Raw genomic sequence first — 16,858 nt, forward strand, 5'->3', positions numbered from 1 at the left:
AAGCTATAAACCTGTAATTATAAAGGGGTATAGCTTTTTTATTAGTTCTTTTTAGTAAATCTTCTTTTTAGGATATTAATCTCTTGTGCGATCCGTATCCTTTTTTTGCCCGGATTCTTTCTCTTTGTTTTTAGAAAAATTTGGATGATCATTTATAAATTCTTCTACAGTCTGAGTATTACCATTATTTAGCTTCGATTTATGAAGATTTTCTACGGTGTCTTTTTCCGGACAATGATCGTTGTCGGGATCATAATTCTTTTCTACCATAACACTTTTGATTTAAAAATTAACCTCAATAGGTTGTATGTATCAAAATTAAGGCCATAAACCGTTTTTACTTTATAGAATTTAGATTTCTAATTACATAATTTTCAGCGAAAAACGGTTACTGTTTTGGATATAACAGCTAAACCGGAAATTAGCGTACTACAATGATTGTAATAAGATGTTTTTGAAAAGGAATTGATAAAACGTAGACCCTTCTTTAGAGCAGCTGTAGTTGGATTGTTTTAAAACAGGATACAAATAATGCAATTTGAGATTTCCGTTTATGACCTAAAAATACTCAGTTGTGTGTAAAAAGTAAACCATTTTTGAGGAATAGAATTTTTAAGGTCTTTTTAAGTTTAGTGTTAATTTATTGGTAGTTAATGTTTTATGTTCGTAAAAGTGGTTTCTGCCTGTTTGTCATAAAATATAATGTTCCAATAGCAGAATTGTATTTGTAAATTAGCTGTCAAATAAATAAATCCAAATGACAGTACTTACATTTACCCTGATTATGATTCTGGGTGCATTTTTAGCTGGTTTTATAGGTTCTTTATCGGGATTAGGTGGCGGGATCATTATCATACCTCTTTTGACGATTGTTCTTGGAGTCGATATTCATTATGCCATCGGTGCTGCTTTGGTTTCTGTAATTGCCACTTCATCGGGTTCGGCTGCTGCTTATGTAAAAGAAGGGATCACCAACATGCGTTTAGGGATTTTTCTTGAAATCGCAACCACAATCGGAGCGGTTTGCGGAGCATTGCTTTCTACAATTGCGCCAACTTCTTTTATTGCAGTCTTATTTGGACTGACCTTGATTTTCTCCGCCATAAATTCATTAAGAAAAAAGACAGAACATATTGTTTTGGAATCAAGTCCATTAGCCAAAAAGTTAAAATTAGAAGGAACCTATCCTACGCACAATGGAGAGTTGGTGACTTACGGAACAAAAAATGTATTGGGAGGATTCAGCATGATGGGAATCGCCGGAATGATGTCAGGGTTATTAGGAATTGGTTCAGGCGCCTTCAAAGTAATTGCAATGGACAATATCATGCGGGTTCCGTTTAAAGTATCTACCACAACCAGTAATTTTATGATGGGTGTAACTGCAATGGCGAGTTCTGTTATTTACATTCAAAAAGGATATATCGAACCTGGAATCTGTATGCCAGTTGTTATCGGAGTACTGTTTGGAGCCATGGCGGGAGCTAAAATTCTGGTGAAAACAGATCCTAAAAAACTACGTATCTTTTTTGCCTGTCTTATTTTTGTACTGGCCTTAAACATGATCTACAGTGGACTTAATGGAAAAATATAAGACTATGACACAGGAAAAATTTGGAGAAAAAGATTTTCAGACTATTATAGGTAATTTATTGCGTTATGGGGTTTGGACTTCGTTATCCGTAGCATTTATTGGAGGTATTGTATATCTGTTACATCACGGCAACGAGCTTGAAGACTACTCTGTTTTTAAAGAAAATGACCGAAATATTTTCGAAGTAATTACCGCAGTATACCAAGGTGTAATTCAGGGAAGGGGAGAATCTATAATATTTCTGGGTATTGTATTGCTTTTCCTGACGCCGGTTTTCAGAGTATTATTGTCATTGTTTTCATTCTTTTTAGAGAAAGATTATTTATATGTTGTCATTACCACAATCGTTATCGGAATAATTGTATTGAGTATTTCATTTGGTTTTTCGCATTAAAGAGATTTAAAGGTGCTGAGGTTCAGAGTTGTTAAGGTAATAAGATAATGAGGCAATGAGATAATGAGGTATTAAGGTAATGAGGTAATGAGGTCAAAGGCGCACAGCTTTTTTTCAATAGCCTCCAGCTTCAGCTGGAGGTATAAAAGAAGGATATAAAAGGCTTTAGCCAAATCTCAGCATCTCAGCATCTCAGAACCTCAGAACCTTTTCAACTTTGAGCTAGAGCTAGAACTACTTCTCTAAAATCATTGTAATTCCTTGTCCGCCTGCTGCACAAATAGAAATGAACCCTCTTCCGGAGCCTTTTTCGTTTAGCAATTTGGCCATTACACCAATTATTCTTCCTCCCGTAGCTGCAAAGGGGTGAGCGGCGGCCAGACTGCTTCCTTTTACATTAAGTTTGTTCCGGTCTATGGCACCTAGATGTTTTTTAAGACCAATTTCTTTGCTTAGTTCGGGGCTCTCCCAAATTTTGAGCGTGGCTAAAACCTGAGCTGCAAAAGCTTCGTGAATTTCATAATAATCAAAATCCTGCAAAGTAAGATTGGCTTTCTCCAACATTCGCGATGCAGCAAATAAAGGGGCTAACAATAAATTTTGTTGGTTTTTGACATATTCAATAGCAGCTACTTCTGCGTGGGTGATGTAAGCCAAAATCGGTAAGCCGTGTTCTTTTGCCCATTCTTCACTGGCCAAAAGTATACTCGAAGCACCATCAGTAAGCGGAGTAGAGTTGCCTGCTGTAAGTGTTCCGTTGATTTTATCAAAAGCAGGAGCTAATTTGGAGAGTTTTTCCAGTGTGCTGTCTTTTCTTAAATTATTGTCTCTGTCAAGTCCGTTAAAAGGACTAATCATATCAGCAAAAAAGCCTTCGTCATAAGCTTTAGCCATATTCAGATGACTTTGTAAGGCCAGTTTGTCCTGATCTTCTCTTGTGATTTGGTAATATTTAGCCGTAATTTCTGTGTGTCCACCCATAGAAAGTCCGGTTTGTGATTCTTCGTTTTTGGGCACTAAGGGCGTCAGATCCTTTGGTCGGATTTTCAGAAACAACTTGATTTTTTCCCCTAATGATTTTGCTTTTCTTGCCTGGAGCAATATTTTTCGGAGCTTTTCACTCACCGCAATTGGCATGTCGCTGATCGAATCAACACCACAAGCAATTCCGGATTCTATTTGTCCAAGGGCAATTTTGTTGGCGATGTAGATGGCACTTTCAATTCCTGTATCGCAAGCTTGTTGCAAATCACAGGCAGGTGTTGCAGGATCAAGAGCAGTCTTCATCACACACTCTCGTATTAGATTATTATCTGCTGTATGTTTGATTACAGCACCACCAACCACTTCTCCAAGCAATTGACCTTGCAGTTTGTATTTCTCGATAAGACCATCAAATGTAGCCGTCATCATTTGTAAATTACTTACATCCGAATAGAAAGTATTAGCCCTGGCAAACGGAATTCGGTTATATCCAACAATGGCTACTTTTCTAATTTTATCCTGATTTTCCATAGTGATTGTATTAAGTTCTTATTGGGTAATAAAAGTACGACGATCTTGTTGTAAATCATAGGTAAGGTTTTGCAATTTAGTATTGAGATTTTTTTCAACGAATCTTATTACTTTTTATAAACCCCATCCTTTTCTTTAAAAGCCCATTCTGCCATGGCATGAATTACAGGAATCAAACCATTTCCGGCATTGCTTAATTTGTAGGTTACAAACGGAGGTACAACCGGTTTGGCTTCTCTGATTACCAAACCATCTGCTTCCAGTTGTTTCAGGTGTTGAATAAGCATCTTTTCGGTTATGGCCGGGATCGCTCTTTTTAATTCGCTGTAGCGCTTATTACCGGTTGATAAGTGGTAAAGGATTATGGGTTTCCAGTATCCGCCAATTTTTTCCATTACATAAGTCACAGGACAGGTGTCTAATGCGTATTGTTTGTTTTCCTGTATTGTAGAGGCTTCTTTGATTGCTGTCATGATACATACTTTAGGGTAAGTACTTGTATAAAAGTAAGTACAAATATACCTTTGTTTTTATAAATTTAAAACAAATTAAAGATGAAAATTATACTTTCAGGTTCTTTAGGAAACATAGGAAAGCCATTGGCAAACAAACTGGTAGCTGCCGGACATGATGTAACGGTTATCAGTAGTAATGCCGATAAAAAAGAAGCAATTGAAAAAATAGGGGCAAAAGCGGCTATTGGTTCGGTTAGTGACGTTGCTTTTTTGACTGATACTTTTATCGGAGCTGACGCTATTTTTGCAATGACACCACCCAATTTAGGAGGGAAAAATGTGATTTCTAATACCGTTGAGGCCGGAGAAGCTTTCGCGAAAGCAATACAAACCGCAAATATTAAGCGTGTAGTAATGCTTAGCAGTATCGGTGCAGATTTAGCAGGTGGAACAGGTCCAATTGCAGGACTTCATCATATAGAGGCAGTTTACAATAAATTAGAAAGTGCAGCGGTTACTTTTCTGCGTGCCGGATTTTTCTATACCAATTTGTACAATGATGTCCCGATGATTAAAGGTGCCGGAATTATGGGTGCTAATTATCCTGTTGGTATTAAAATGCCGTTAGTACATCCCGAAGACATTGCAACCGCAGTGGCGGAAGAGTTGTTAAAAGAAGCTACAGGTAAAAACATCCGTTATATCATTAGCGATGTACGAACTCCAGGTGAAATCGCAAAAGCAATAGGATTAGCCATTGATAAAACCGATTTACCTTGGGTTGAGTTTACGGATGAACAATCTTTGCAGGGGATGATACAGGCGGGATTGCCCGAAGAAATTGCCGGTTTGTATACCGAAATGGGATCAGGCTTGCGAAGTGGTAAAATTACAGAAGATTTTATAAAAGGAAGTTTCTCTGTGGATGGAAAAATCAAATTGGAGGATTTTGCAAAAGAATTTGCTGAGAAATTTTAAGTCCAATAGAGTATAAATTAAAAGCCGTCAAATGTATACTTGACGGCTTTTGGTTTTTTTGAATCAGAACAGATTTTAGGTTGAAAAAGCCAGACCTTTTGCTTTAAAGTTGCTAAACAATACCTGACGGGCATTGCTGACGGTTTCCTCGGTTTTGTAAATACTGCACCAGAATTTAATCTGGATTTTAAATTTCCCTTCAGAAATGGCGGTGTAATAAATTTGTGAAGGTTTTGTGTCGTTAACCAAAGGAATCGTTTGCAGGGACTCGTTTATGATGCTATTAATGGCTTCTGGTGAACTATCTCCTGTAATTTCAATAGAAACCTCGACCAACTTAAAATTGTCCGTGTACGTCCAGTTGGTGATGTTTTGAGATAATAGGTTTCCATTCGGAATAATGATCTCGGCTCCATTTGAGGCATTAATTTTTGTGGTACGCAATCCCATAGATTTTACGCGGCCTGATTCAGAGCTGATATCTACTACATCTCCAATCTGTATCGGTTTATCGAAGATCAGGATAATACCCGAAACGAAGTTACTGACGATGTTTTGCAATCCAAGTCCGACTCCTACACCTAAAGCACCTAAAAGAATGCTTAACTTGTCTAAAGGCATACCCGAAGCTGCTACCGCCAGAAGATATCCCACAATTAAAACAACAAGTCGGGTGATCAGTAATCTGGAATGTTGTCTTTTGTTGATGTTTTCTTCGTTTTCATCATCAATCTCTCCAAAAAAGTAAGCGACGTATTTTTGCAGCAAATGCGCAACCCAGATAATGATAAAAAACAATAAAATGTTGCCTAAGGTAAAGGTAATGCTGCCAATGGTGTTAGGATGGCTAAGCAGCGATCCGAACCAAGCCCGAAGTGATTCCCAGATATTCAAATTTGAAGCAATCACAACCAGCCACATATAACTGATGATCAGAATAAACGGTTTTTTTAAGGTATCTGATAAACTTTCGTGATCGAAAATCTTCTCAATTCCGCGCTTAACCCTTGTCGTGTAGATTTGTAGAATAATAACTTCTAAGATTATTTTCAAAAGAACACTTAGTGCGATAATTTGAGTAAGGGAAATAAAAGCCGTTAAACTTAGCATATTAGAAAGCGAAACGCGTCCGAAAATATTGTAAAGTATCGACAAACCATTAAACCCAACAAAAAGAATACTGGCCCATTTAAAGAACCCTTTAATGTACAATTCGTCTTTCACACTTTTGATCTGAACCAGTCCATAGCGTATTCCACATAGGTTTATGATAATAAAGCAACAACGTTGCAATAGCCCGACACTGATAAATAAATCGAGGAAACAGAGGGCAAAAAACAGTCCCAAAAGAAAGGTCCAGTTTCTCATCGCATTTGTAGACCACTTGTTTTTGAAAAGGATCGTAAGAATTCCGAGTAGGATAAGCTGAAGTATTTCAATAAATAAAGCCGGAGCATACAGATTGCTTACCACGGCAATGTTAAGGCCTATTACGGCTACAGGAATCAGAATGCCTCTGTTGAGGTATTTAAAATTAAAAAGAGACAAGTTCTCGGCATGGCCGTTGCTTTTCAGGTATTTGATATTGCGAGAGATGTACCAACCCAATAAACCTATGAAAAATGCTAAGGTAAATAAGCCCCCGGCACAATAACCCAGATAATAGATTGCGACATGTTCTTCGACAATTATTTTTGATTTGATGGTCTGGGCTACTTTCTTTTTGGGTATAGAATCGGTTACATTCCATAAAAAAGGATATTCTTTTTTAAGAATGCTGATTCCGGTTTTTTCAAGTTTGCTTTCTACGGCGATAAGCGCATTAGAAACGGCAATTTTTCTTTGTACGGTCAGCCTTTTGTATTTGTTTAATACGCCTTGGTTTTTAGTCATCAGACTGTCCGTATTCTTGTATTTTTTTCTAAGATTGGCAAATTCATTCTTAAAATTTTTACGGCGGATCGTATCTTTTAAAAGCCCTATTAATGTTTTGTCTTTGCGCAATTCGATAAATCGGTCTTTGATTTTTTCAAGATTTTTATTGCGTAAGTTGATGGCATTATTCTGTTCGTCCAATTGTTGTTGGATTTCTTTTAAAACAACACGATACATTTGTTGGTTGCGCACATTTGGATTGGCGTCTTTGAGACTTTCTAAAATTAAATCCAGTTTGCTTTGGGTTCCTTTAATCTCTCCAAAAAGGTGATGACTGGCTCCGTCAAAATCGGCATCGTTGTATGCTGTTTCCATCACCGTACTGGCTTTTTCAATTGCCATCAGATAATCGCTGTCGGTTGCGGTTTCTTCAAATAATTTAGAACGGCCTTCTGTTTTTTTAGCCGGAGTTTGCGAGTAGGTAAGTGTGGTAAAAAACAACAACGTCAATAAACTCAGAAAACGCGTAAAACTTCTTTTTTGAATCATAAAATTTGGGAATGAATTAAGGGCTCAAATTTAATTTTTTTTGAGGAACTTTCGTTAAAATCAGTCATGATTTAAGAGAAAGTTTTGGTTAGAAAATTAAAATTTAAACGCCATAGCGGTTCTGAAATAAAAAGCGGCTTTTTTAGAGGTGTAAGACTTGCTTTTTTACTGAAATTATATTTTGTAGGAATTGATTTAGTTATATTGTTATTCAGTTTGTTATGTTTCTTTATTTGATTTAATTGTTTATGAGTTTATACAGAAAACTCCAATTGTGAGAAATTGGAGTTTTTGCCATTTTGTCATTAAATTTTGTGTTAAAAAGAGTGTTTTTTAGCTTTAATTTTCACACTCCAATAGCTATAAACGGTTATCGAATTTATGCAAGCCAATAGCCAAAGAACCGGACTTGCAAAAAAATTTTGATAGGTTCTTCCGTTTGGAATTTCGACCAAAGGAACGGTAATTAAGACATCCAATGATAATGCTGTGACGGACATAATTAAACCAAGAGTTAAACCGTGCATTTTTGAACTGTTTTTATAGTGAAAAGAAGCTCCGATTATAGCATATAAAACAATCAGCATCATTACTATTAGGGTTTGCAGGTTAAAGTAATCTTTCACTATCGGAATTAGACCTAAAAGTGAAAAGGACAGACTAACACAAATCCACACAAAAATACCGGGCAGCAGAATTTTTGAATAAGCCATGATCGTGATTTTAGACATTTACAGCATTCCAAATTCCGGTTTTTGCGATCTCTTTTGCATAAGCACTGAAATCGGTGGCTTTGCGGTTCAGCACTTTTTCGATGTCGTTGGTGACACTTGAATTTCTGCCGTCCAATACGTGTTCAAAAAGGTAGTTGATCAGCCAGATATGATCTTCCGAAACTTGATATTCCCGTAGTTGCTGCGTGTATTCTTCCAGAGTTAAAGATTGAAATTGAATCTCTCGGTCTGTTGCTTTGGCAATTTCTTTAACGGTTTCGGGGAAGGTTAATAATCTTGGTCCGGTAAGTTCATAGGTTTGACTGTTGTGTTTGTCATTCAAAAGACATGCAGTAACGACATCGGCAATATCATTAGCGTCGGTAAAAGGTTCGAGAGCCTCTGCTCGGGGTAAGGCGACAAAGCCGGCTAAAATGGGCTCTAGAAAGAAGCTTTCGCTAAAGTTTTGATTGAACCAGCTCGCTCTTATAATAGTCCAGCTTTTTGCGGTAGATTGTACTATTTCTTCGCATACCTGTGCTTCTTTTTCACCTCTTCCTGATAAGAGAACCATTTTTTCAACGCCAAATTTATTCGCAAGACGTGTAAATTCGGTGATAATTTCCGGAGCGGAGGGAACTGCCAGGTCGGGTTGAAAAGTGATGTAAACCGAATGAACTCCTTCAATAACTGCTGGCCAGGTTTCAGGATTCTCCCAATCAAAAGGATGCTCCGCAGTACGCGATCCGATGATGATTTCTATATCGTTTAGGTGTTGTAAACGTTCTACGACTCTTCGTCCGGTTTTTCCGTTAGCACCAAGTACTAAAATTTTCTTTTTGCTCATATCAATATTTTTTAAGTGAATACTGATACAAAGGTGCCTGGTTTAAGGCTAAATCATTTGTTGCAAAAGAATTATGATTTGTTTGAAAAGTACTTTTGCTTTACATCATTCGGGCGGGTTGCGAATTTTTTATAAAAGGCATTAGAGAAAGAACTGATGCTTTCGTAACCCACTTCCCAAGCGGCTTCCTGAACCGTTTTATCCTTGTTCTGTAACAGCTCATAAGCTTTGTTTAATCGTTCTTCCTGAACAAATTTGAATACCGGAATGCCAAATATTTCCTTAAAGTTCTTTTTTAACTTGTTGCTGTTAAGTCCAACCATTTTAGATAGTTGGGTGATAGAAGGAGGTTGGGAGTAATTATGTGTGACAATTTCTTTGGCCTGAAAAATTTTGTCTTTGTCCTTATCAGAAAAGGCTTGTTTTTGATCACTTGCTAATAGTCCGAAAAAGTGCGCTAGTAGTTCGTTGATCTGACTTTTCAGGAATAACAATCGGGTATTGTCGGTATAATTGGTATTGAAAATTTTCTGAACGGCCAGTTGCATGTCCAAGGTCATATAAAAAGACGGGCCTTTTACAAAATGCTCCTGAGGGTTGAGTAATTGAGGCAGGTATTTTTCAAAAACTTCTTTTTCTGCTTGCGGTAAAGAAGGCAGATTTTTTAGTTTGGTGAAGATGCTAATGGACTGTAAAGGTTTATCGGGTTCAATTTTATGCGCAAATTCTACTTTCTGATTTCCAAAAAAGCAAATGGCCAAACCCGTGGTGTTGGTTAAGTATTTCGTTTGATTGTTGTGTTTTATTTCCAGTTCAACATTGCCTGAACCATAAAAGGCAAATCCTACAGCGTCACCATCAATTTCACATTTTTGAACAAATGTTTTTGTTGCGTTGGATTGTTCAATCAAAACAATAAAGTCGTTTAATTCGATGATATCTGTTGTCATTGGTTTTTGCTTTAGAATTGGTTGGGGCAGGATGTCTTTTTCTGTTTTTTAATGAGTCAGTGTTATGAAATTTTGTTACGTCAAGATAGAAAAAGTTTTAGAATAAAGTGAATCAAGTTCAAAAGTTGTAGAATTTCTCTTTTGTTAGAAGTAGCAGATCTTATACTTTTTTTGCCATCAATTTTCAAAGGGACATTTTCCAAATTTTCGCGTTGAGGGTCTCGCAAAGACACAAAGACGCCAAATTTTTCTTCTTATTTTTTAAGCTTTACTATTTTGTTTTCTAATTTCTCATTTTAGCTTTCTCGAAATGATAGGGGCTTTAAAGGTTTTTTTTACTTCTTTATTAAAACTTTGCGATTTTGCGACTTTGCGAGATTTTACTTCCTCATAACTCTTAGAATTGATTCAATAAAAGCTCAAAATTAGTTCAAAGAGAAAGACTTTTTTAATTTTTATGTGTTTCAAAACCGTATTATCTAGGATGTTTATGTTTCATTTTATAGAATGAAACCTCTTTGCAAGTTATTGTTTAATACTTCTTGTTAATTTAGTAGGTATCAAAACAATAGTAACAATTGATTATTAAAAAACGATTTCATTAAACAGCTGCTTATTTTTTTAATTTATTGTTTTATTTAAAAAGAGAAATATGTCCCTTCCCAACGAATTGTACAATACAAAATTTGCTGAATACATCGAATCGCTTAAGATTTTGTATTTGGTAGATGATAAATTTAAAACAATCTGTGATGAGTATTCGAAGAGTAGAATCAAAACAGAGAAGTACAGAAAGAAATTTGAAAAGGATTTTCGCAACCAGTTGGAGTTTGAAAACTTATCAAAAGAACTGGAAGAAGAGATATTGATTTATCTGATCCGGAAGGAATAAATAGCCCCTTGGACGCATTTTTTTAACACCTAGACTCATAGATAACAAAGCCTAAACAGGGCCGGGTTTAGCTTAATGGTTCTAAACCCTGTCTTTTTTGTGAGCAAGCTCTAATGCTGCAATAATTTGCTTTTTCATCAGCGTATGAGTGTAATCTTTGGCCTCAGCATAAGAAATCTGATATTTTCGTGGAATATCCCGGAATTGAACGGGGAAAGTTTCTAAGATCGTATCGTAATAACGATCAAGTTCGTTTTCGTGAGGCATCTCAAATTTCAATTGCAACTGAAATCTTCTCAATAAAGCAGTGTCAATACTGTGGTAATGATTGGTGGCACAAATCAGTAAACTGTCTGCAGGAAAGTAATCAATTAACTGAATGATGGTATTTACAAGACGTCTCATTTCTCCCACGTCTTTGTCTTCGCTATCGCGACTTTTTCCAATCTGATCAAATTCGTCCAAAAACAGCACTGCTTTTTCGCGAATCGCCTTGTCAAATAAGGCTTTTACATTTTTGGATGTCTCGCCAATGCGAGCATTTATTAGAGTACTAAGATTTAAAATGACAATGTTTTTCCCCAAAGCCGTCGCGATTGCTTTTGCCGTTGTGGTTTTACCGCAGCCCGAATGACCGTAAAGCAGTATTTTATGATCTACTTTAAAATTGTATTTTTTTAATTCCTCCAGATAGTGATGCTCTTTGATCGTCTGCGCTAAGGCAGCTTTATTCTCGGGACTAAAAAACAGATCTTTCAACGCAATTTTTTCAGTATCATTTACGATAAGCTCGGACAAATTCATTTGCAGTTTTTATTTGGTGCAAAAATAAAGCTTATTCTGTAATATAACAGCTTAAAATTTACTTGAGGTATATTTTGATGTCAAGATCACAATAAGGCTTTTGTTGGGCTTAAAACACGGCATTTAAGAGTGATTAAGTAGTAGGGGTGATCTGTCGGGTGCGATTTTTTAACACATAGAGACATAGCTAACAAAGCCCAAAAAAAGACGTTTCACTTAACATAAATCGCATAAGACTATGTGAATTTTTTTTGATTTTCTTATAACTCCCCAATAATAACAATTCTAAATCTATGTTTCTATGTGTTAAAAAAAATTATGCTCAACGGGTTATTTTAAGATTATAATAAGGCTTCTGGCGGGCTCAAAATACTGCGTTTAGGAGTGATTAGGCAGTAGGGATGATCTGTTGGGTGTGATTTTTTTAATACATAAAGACATAGCTAGCAAAGCCGCAAAAAAGACGTTTCACTTAAAATAATTTACATTAAGACTATGTGAAAAAAATGTAATTTTCTTAAAAAACTCTGGGAAAAGAACAACTCTAAATCTATGTTTCTATGTGTTAAAAAATTATGCTCAACAGGTTAGATATAATATTTATATTTGTTACAGAGAATCCAAATAGTATAAAAGAAACCCAATTAGGTACTTAGATGAAGAAAATCAATATTTTTATAATTTTCGCTTTTTTACTGACGTATTCAGCAACGTTTTACGGTCAGCAAGTTAAACTCATTACGGTTGATCAGCTTCAGGAAAGAATAAAAAAAGGAAATGACAGTACTTATGTGGTGAATTTCTGGGCGACTTGGTGTGCACCCTGTATTAAAGAATTACCGCATTTTGAAAAATTAAGTCAAGAGTATCAATCAGAAAAACTGGTTGTATTGTTGATTAGTGTGGATTTTAAATCGAAATTGAGTTCGGCAGTCATTCCTTTTGTGAAAAGAAAAAAGATAAAAAATGAGGTTTTTCTTCTCAACGAAAGCAATCCACAGGAATATATCGATCGTATAGAACCATCGTGGTCGGGGAGTATTCCGGCAACACTATTTATTAAAAAGGAGAAACGAAAATTCACCGAAAGTGAACTTAGCTACGAACAATTATTAACCGAGTATAAAAAACTATAAATCATGAAAAAGTACATCACCATTATGTTGTTTTTGACTGCCTTTCTTTCTCAGGCGCAAAGCAAAACTTTAAAGGCCGGAGAGACGGCACCGGATTTTAAACTTAAAAATGTAGACAACAAAGACGTTTCTTTTGAAAGTTTTCCAAAAGCAAAAGGTTTTATTGTGGTTTTTACGTGCAATACCTGTCCGTACGCCAAAGCATATGAACAACGAATAATTGACCTGGACAAAAAATTTAAACCCGAAGGATATCCTGTAATCGCCATTAATCCAAATGATCCGGAAGCATCAAAAGCTGATACGTTTGATAAAATGCAGGATTTGGCTAAAGATAAAAAATACGCTTTCCCTTATTTATTTGATAAAGGACAGTTGGTAACCGATCAATATGGTGCCAAACATACACCACATCTTTTTGTGGTGTCTAAAAGTGCAAAAGGAACTTTTGTAGAATATACCGGTGCGATTGACAATGATCCAGAAGGAGACAAAGCAGAAAAAACAAAGTATGTTGAAGACGTAATTTCGGCCTTACAAAAGAATCAAAAGCCAACTATAACAGAAACGAAAGAAATTGGTTGTACCGTGAAAAGAAAAGCGAAAGCATAATTTGATTAATGCCGCTAAAATAGTGTAAAAACGCCTCAATTTTTGAGGCGTTTTTTTATTTCTGACTTTGTGTTTTGGTCAAATCTTAGAAGCTCCCCTAGGAGTTGGTCTCTATAATGTTTTTTACGATACTGATGAAAGTATCCGTATTTTCGATTTCCTGCTTGATATAAGAGTCAAAATCCAATAAATTGAACCGCTCTATCATATCCTTTTTTGTATATTTTATTATTGATTCGAGACTTCGGCTATCTGTTTCGTGCAGTCGGTTTAATTGACGCTGTTTGCTTTCCAGATAATTTAAAGATTCTTTTAATGTTTGAATGTTTATTTTTTCCACCTGTTACTTTGTTTAATGGCGAATAATCAGGAATGAGGTAAAGTTCAATAGCTCCAAAAAACGTATTATTCATTTGAATTCACCTCATTCAAGAGTATCCTTTCTTACAAATACGCTCAAATAGGTAATTTGGTTTTAGTAGAATTCTATTTTTTTTTTCGAATAGGGTTCAAGTCCAAAAGTTTTGTGGAAGTAAAAATCTTGCCAATTCGCAAAACCGAAAAGTATTTTTCAAATATAAGATGAAAACACTCAAATATCGATTTAAATCTATTTTACTGAGGGTTTGGTTGTTATTTTAATCGCGTGTAGTTTTTATGGAGTACAAAAAATAAGGACAGTATATATGGAAGTATTTGAAATCATTTCGTTTGCACCATCAGAAGGCCCGATTGGGACAATAATTAGATTGGTGTCTTCCGATAATAAGAATGTTGAACCGGAGTCTTTGGTATTGGAAGGTGTTGAGTTTGCCTGTAGTAACAATAGAAGATTAAATTCTGCTTTTACTACTTCCGGTGTAGTAAATGAATCCTATACTCATTTTTCAGTTAAAGTTCCCCCTGATGTTTCTGAGGGAGAATCGTATGTCATCATTTTCAGGTTTAAGAAAAAATCAGAATATGGAAGTAAAGTTTATTTTATTACCTATCCTTTTAACGATCTTTTCGTCGTTAAAGAAAAAGACTAAGGTATTCATGCGCTGCAATGTAATATTTTGGGAATAAGTATTGGGTCATTAGTGGTTGTTTTTTAAGTTCAATTTCTCGATATTTTTACTAATAACGTTTTGATCCGCTGTCGTTTTGGCTAACTCCAAAGCTGTTTCAAATTGTTTCAAGGCTTTTTTTGTGTCAAAATCCGCATATAGATTTCCAAGCAAAGAATAATAAAAATGATTGTCGGTCAAATTGAGTTTCTCGGCTTCTGCAATGGCTTCTTTTTTGCTTTTTACTTTTGATAAAGCATAGGTTCTGTTTAGCGCGACAATAGGAGAATATTCTAAAATAATCAGATTGTTGTATAATTCCAGAATATGTTGCCATTTTTCGGTTGTATCTTCTTTAATCGTATGCCAATAGGCAATTCCGGCTTCAAGATGGTATTTTGAAAGAGTATTCCCGGTAGAAGATTGGCTCAGAAAATACATTCCGCGCTCTATTAATTCCTGATTCCAAAGCGATTGATCCTGATCGACGTATAAGATAATTTCTCCGTTTTCGGCTGTTCTGGCCTCAAATCGGGAAGAATGGAAACACATTAGAGCCATTAAAGCATTCGTTTCCGGTAAATTAGTGTTTTTGTTACTAATTAATAGATAAGTAAGACGCATGGCTTCGGCACACAGATCTTCGCGTAACATCGTATTTTGTGAAGTAGAGTAGTAGCCTTCCGAGTAAAGCAGATAAATGGTTTTCAAAACGGTACTTATTCGTTCCTTTATTTCCGAGATACTTGGGTTTTGAATTTTAATATCTTCTTCTTTAAGCTTTTCTTTGGCGCGGTTGATTCTTTTGTAAATGACTTCTTTATTGGAAAGGAAAGCATCGGAAATTTCATTGATTCCAAAACCACACAGTAGATTTAGTGCCAGTGCAATCTGTGCTTCGTTGGAATTACAAGGATTACAAACTGTAAAAATCATTGCCAATTGACTGTCGGCAATATTCTGATCCGATAAATCAATGTCGACTTCGGGATTGTTTAGTGGGGTGTTGTATTTTATTTCAGCGGCTACTTTGGTTTCAAAAAGAGTATTTCTCTTCAAGTAGTTCTTGGTTTTGTTTTTGGCAACGGTATAGAGCCAGGCGGCCGGGTTTTCAGGTGTTCCTTTTATAGCCCAGGTCTCTGAAGCAGACAAAAAGGTATCACTCACGATATCTTCGGCAATTTCGATATGATGAATACCAAACAGGTTACAAAGAACAGAAACAATTTTTTGATATTCGGTTCTGAATAAATGAGGTATAAGTTCTTTGTTCTCCATAGTGTAAAGTAAAAATGCCCAAGTAAAGATACAAAGGCATTTTTAAAATTTGTCATTTGAGAGTTTAAACGCCCATACGAATTTCAACGTTTCCACCGAAATTTAAAACCGGACATCCCTGTGCGATTTCGGCTGCTTCCTCATAATCTTTGGCTTTGATTATAATTAACCCTCCAATTGATTCTTTGATTTCAACAAAGGGACCATCGGTGATTCCTTTATTAGAAGAAACCAATTTACCTTGTCCGTCCCAACGTTGTAAGGGTCTTGCTAATTTGTCTTGTGCTGCAAGGCTGCCAAACCAGTTTTGCCATTGTTGTAAATGTTGTTGCAATTCTTCGGGTGAAGGCTGTGTCTCTTTGGTTATAAAATCTCTTCTGAAAATCAATAAAAATTCATTCATTTTTGTACGTTTTATAAGTTGTCAATTTGCTTTTGTAAAATTGTTTGGGCTACACACTGCTTTTATTCCAATGATAAAAATAGTGTTTTGCGGGATTAAAAAATCCAATTTAATTATCCAAATTGCCCCACTCTGTAAGTTCCCGGGGTATTAGCAAAAGCAATATTAATGCGATTCCAGGTATTTATTGTCGTGATGGCAAGTGTAAGATCTATTAATTCTTCTTCCGTAAATTCCTCTTGTGCAATATTGTAAATTTCATCGGGAACATCACAAGCATTTACAGCTTCTGCGTAGGCAAGAGCAATTCTTTCACGTTTTGTAAAGTAAGGAGTTTCTTTCCAGGCGCTTAATCCAAATAAACGTTGTGTAGTTTCGCCATTGGCCAATGCTTCTTTGGAGTGCATGTCTAAACAATAAGCACAATTGTTAATTTGAGATATTCTAAAATCGATTAATTCCATAAGAGATTTATCGAGGCTTGATTTTTTCAAATAACCGGTAATTGCAAATAAAGTTCCGATTGCTTTTTGACCTTTTTCAAATACGTTAATTCTAGTTTCCATGTAGTGTGATTTTTAAATGTTTATACTCTAATAACAATTGAACTTTCAAAATTGGACAAAAAAAATAAAAAAAATGTAAAAAAAAATGAACGTGAGCGTAAAAGTGAATGTTTACGGGACTTACGAACTGAAATAAAAAGAATTATTTGCTGTTTATTTTTATTTGAAAGTATTCCGGAAGACGAAATCGTGTTGGAAATGGAGTTAGTAATGAGCTGTAAACACATTTAGAAAAGTAAAAAATATAA

19 protein-coding genes are annotated in these 16,858 nt (G+C 35.7%); 7 read left to right on the forward strand and 12 right to left on the reverse strand.

The window, feature by feature from the left end; genetic code table 11:
* Positions 1–75: 75 nt before the first annotated feature.
* Positions 76–270, reverse strand: coding sequence for a hypothetical protein (locus AB674_RS10725; protein ID WP_047776457.1), 195 nt, complete (start codon positions 268–270; stop codon positions 76–78).
* A gap of 487 nt (positions 271–757) precedes the next feature.
* Between AB674_RS10725 and AB674_RS10730 the strand changes: the two genes are divergently transcribed.
* Together AB674_RS10730 and AB674_RS10735 are read left to right on the forward strand one after the other, a co-directional pair.
* A complete protein-coding gene (locus AB674_RS10730; RefSeq protein WP_047776459.1) occupies positions 758–1,594 on the forward strand; it encodes a sulfite exporter TauE/SafE family protein in 837 nt (278 codons plus the stop codon).
* 4 nt (positions 1,595–1,598) lie between these two features.
* Positions 1,599–1,988, forward strand: coding sequence for a DUF1634 domain-containing protein (locus AB674_RS10735; RefSeq protein WP_047776596.1), 390 nt, complete (start codon positions 1,599–1,601; stop codon positions 1,986–1,988).
* Between the two features lie 234 nt (positions 1,989–2,222).
* Here the strand turns inward: AB674_RS10735 and AB674_RS10740 are convergent, their stop codons facing one another.
* Both AB674_RS10740 and AB674_RS10745 read right to left on the reverse strand, forming a co-directional pair.
* Positions 2,223–3,503 (reverse strand): acetyl-CoA C-acetyltransferase, encoded by a 1,281-nt coding sequence (locus AB674_RS10740; protein WP_047776461.1) that lies wholly within the window; start codon positions 3,501–3,503, stop codon positions 2,223–2,225.
* A gap of 107 nt (positions 3,504–3,610) precedes the next feature.
* Entirely contained in the window at positions 3,611–3,976 is a 366-nt protein-coding gene (locus AB674_RS10745) for a winged helix-turn-helix transcriptional regulator (RefSeq protein ID WP_047776462.1), read from the reverse strand.
* Between the two features lie 81 nt (positions 3,977–4,057).
* Between AB674_RS10745 and AB674_RS10750 the strand changes: the two genes are divergently transcribed.
* Positions 4,058–4,936 carry an NAD(P)H-binding protein gene (locus AB674_RS10750; protein ID WP_047776464.1) on the forward strand — a complete coding sequence of 293 codons (879 nt, stop codon included), beginning with the start codon at positions 4,058–4,060 and terminating at the stop codon, positions 4,934–4,936.
* 75 nt (positions 4,937–5,011) lie between these two features.
* Here AB674_RS10750 and AB674_RS10755 read toward each other — a convergent pair whose 3' ends face one another.
* The 4 genes from AB674_RS10755 to AB674_RS10770 form a co-directional block, all read right to left on the reverse strand.
* Positions 5,012–7,360, reverse strand: a complete 2,349-nt coding sequence (locus tag AB674_RS10755; RefSeq protein ID WP_082210620.1) for a mechanosensitive ion channel family protein — start codon at positions 7,358–7,360, stop codon at positions 5,012–5,014.
* A 317-nt stretch (positions 7,361–7,677) separates the two neighbouring features.
* Positions 7,678–8,073 carry a DUF5367 family protein gene (locus tag AB674_RS10760; RefSeq protein ID WP_131701539.1) on the reverse strand — a complete coding sequence of 132 codons (396 nt, stop codon included), beginning with the start codon at positions 8,071–8,073 and terminating at the stop codon, positions 7,678–7,680.
* Positions 8,074–8,083: 10 nt separating this feature from the next.
* Positions 8,084–8,920 (reverse strand): NmrA family transcriptional regulator, encoded by an 837-nt coding sequence (locus AB674_RS10765; RefSeq protein ID WP_047776465.1) that lies wholly within the window; start codon positions 8,918–8,920, stop codon positions 8,084–8,086.
* A 71-nt stretch (positions 8,921–8,991) separates the two neighbouring features.
* Complete coding sequence (locus tag AB674_RS10770; protein ID WP_047776467.1) at positions 8,992–9,870, reverse strand: helix-turn-helix domain-containing protein; 879 nt, start codon at positions 9,868–9,870, stop codon at positions 8,992–8,994.
* Between the two features lie 652 nt (positions 9,871–10,522).
* On the opposite strand from AB674_RS10770, the gene AB674_RS10775 reads away from it, so the two are divergent.
* Positions 10,523–10,762 carry a hypothetical protein gene (locus tag AB674_RS10775; protein WP_047776469.1) on the forward strand — a complete coding sequence of 80 codons (240 nt, stop codon included), beginning with the start codon at positions 10,523–10,525 and terminating at the stop codon, positions 10,760–10,762.
* A gap of 81 nt (positions 10,763–10,843) precedes the next feature.
* Here the strand turns inward: AB674_RS10775 and AB674_RS10780 are convergent, their stop codons facing one another.
* Positions 10,844–11,566 carry an AAA family ATPase gene (locus AB674_RS10780; RefSeq protein ID WP_047776471.1) on the reverse strand — a complete coding sequence of 241 codons (723 nt, stop codon included), beginning with the start codon at positions 11,564–11,566 and terminating at the stop codon, positions 10,844–10,846.
* Between the two features lie 656 nt (positions 11,567–12,222).
* On the opposite strand from AB674_RS10780, the gene AB674_RS10785 reads away from it, so the two are divergent.
* Positions 12,223–12,702: a TlpA family protein disulfide reductase gene (locus AB674_RS10785; RefSeq protein WP_047776473.1), complete on the forward strand. Its 480-nt coding sequence runs from the start codon at positions 12,223–12,225 to the stop codon at positions 12,700–12,702.
* 3 nt (positions 12,703–12,705) lie between these two features.
* On the forward strand, positions 12,706–13,314 hold the full coding sequence (locus AB674_RS10790) for a thioredoxin family protein (protein ID WP_047776475.1): 609 nt from the start codon (positions 12,706–12,708) through the stop codon (positions 13,312–13,314).
* Between the two features lie 97 nt (positions 13,315–13,411).
* On the opposite strand, the gene AB674_RS22140 is transcribed toward AB674_RS10790, so the two are convergent.
* Entirely contained in the window at positions 13,412–13,654 is a 243-nt protein-coding gene (locus AB674_RS22140) for a hypothetical protein (protein WP_082210621.1), read from the reverse strand.
* A gap of 346 nt (positions 13,655–14,000) precedes the next feature.
* Between AB674_RS22140 and AB674_RS10795 the strand changes: the two genes are divergently transcribed.
* Complete coding sequence (locus AB674_RS10795) at positions 14,001–14,345, forward strand: hypothetical protein (RefSeq protein ID WP_047776477.1); 345 nt, start codon at positions 14,001–14,003, stop codon at positions 14,343–14,345.
* Between the two features lie 48 nt (positions 14,346–14,393).
* Here the strand turns inward: AB674_RS10795 and AB674_RS10800 are convergent, their stop codons facing one another.
* From AB674_RS10800 to AB674_RS10810, 3 genes are all read right to left on the reverse strand, one after another.
* Positions 14,394–15,641 carry an RNA polymerase sigma factor gene (locus AB674_RS10800; RefSeq protein ID WP_047776479.1) on the reverse strand — a complete coding sequence of 416 codons (1,248 nt, stop codon included), beginning with the start codon at positions 15,639–15,641 and terminating at the stop codon, positions 14,394–14,396.
* A 64-nt stretch (positions 15,642–15,705) separates the two neighbouring features.
* A complete protein-coding gene (locus tag AB674_RS10805; protein ID WP_047776481.1) occupies positions 15,706–16,044 on the reverse strand; it encodes a YciI family protein in 339 nt (112 codons plus the stop codon).
* Positions 16,045–16,157: 113 nt separating this feature from the next.
* Entirely contained in the window at positions 16,158–16,610 is a 453-nt protein-coding gene (locus tag AB674_RS10810; RefSeq protein ID WP_047776484.1) for a carboxymuconolactone decarboxylase family protein, read from the reverse strand.
* Positions 16,611–16,858 lie beyond the last annotated feature (248 nt).

This window comes from Flavobacterium sp. ABG, from assembly GCF_001027725.1.
Classification (GTDB): Bacteria; Bacteroidota; Bacteroidia; order Flavobacteriales; family Flavobacteriaceae; genus Flavobacterium; species Flavobacterium cupriresistens.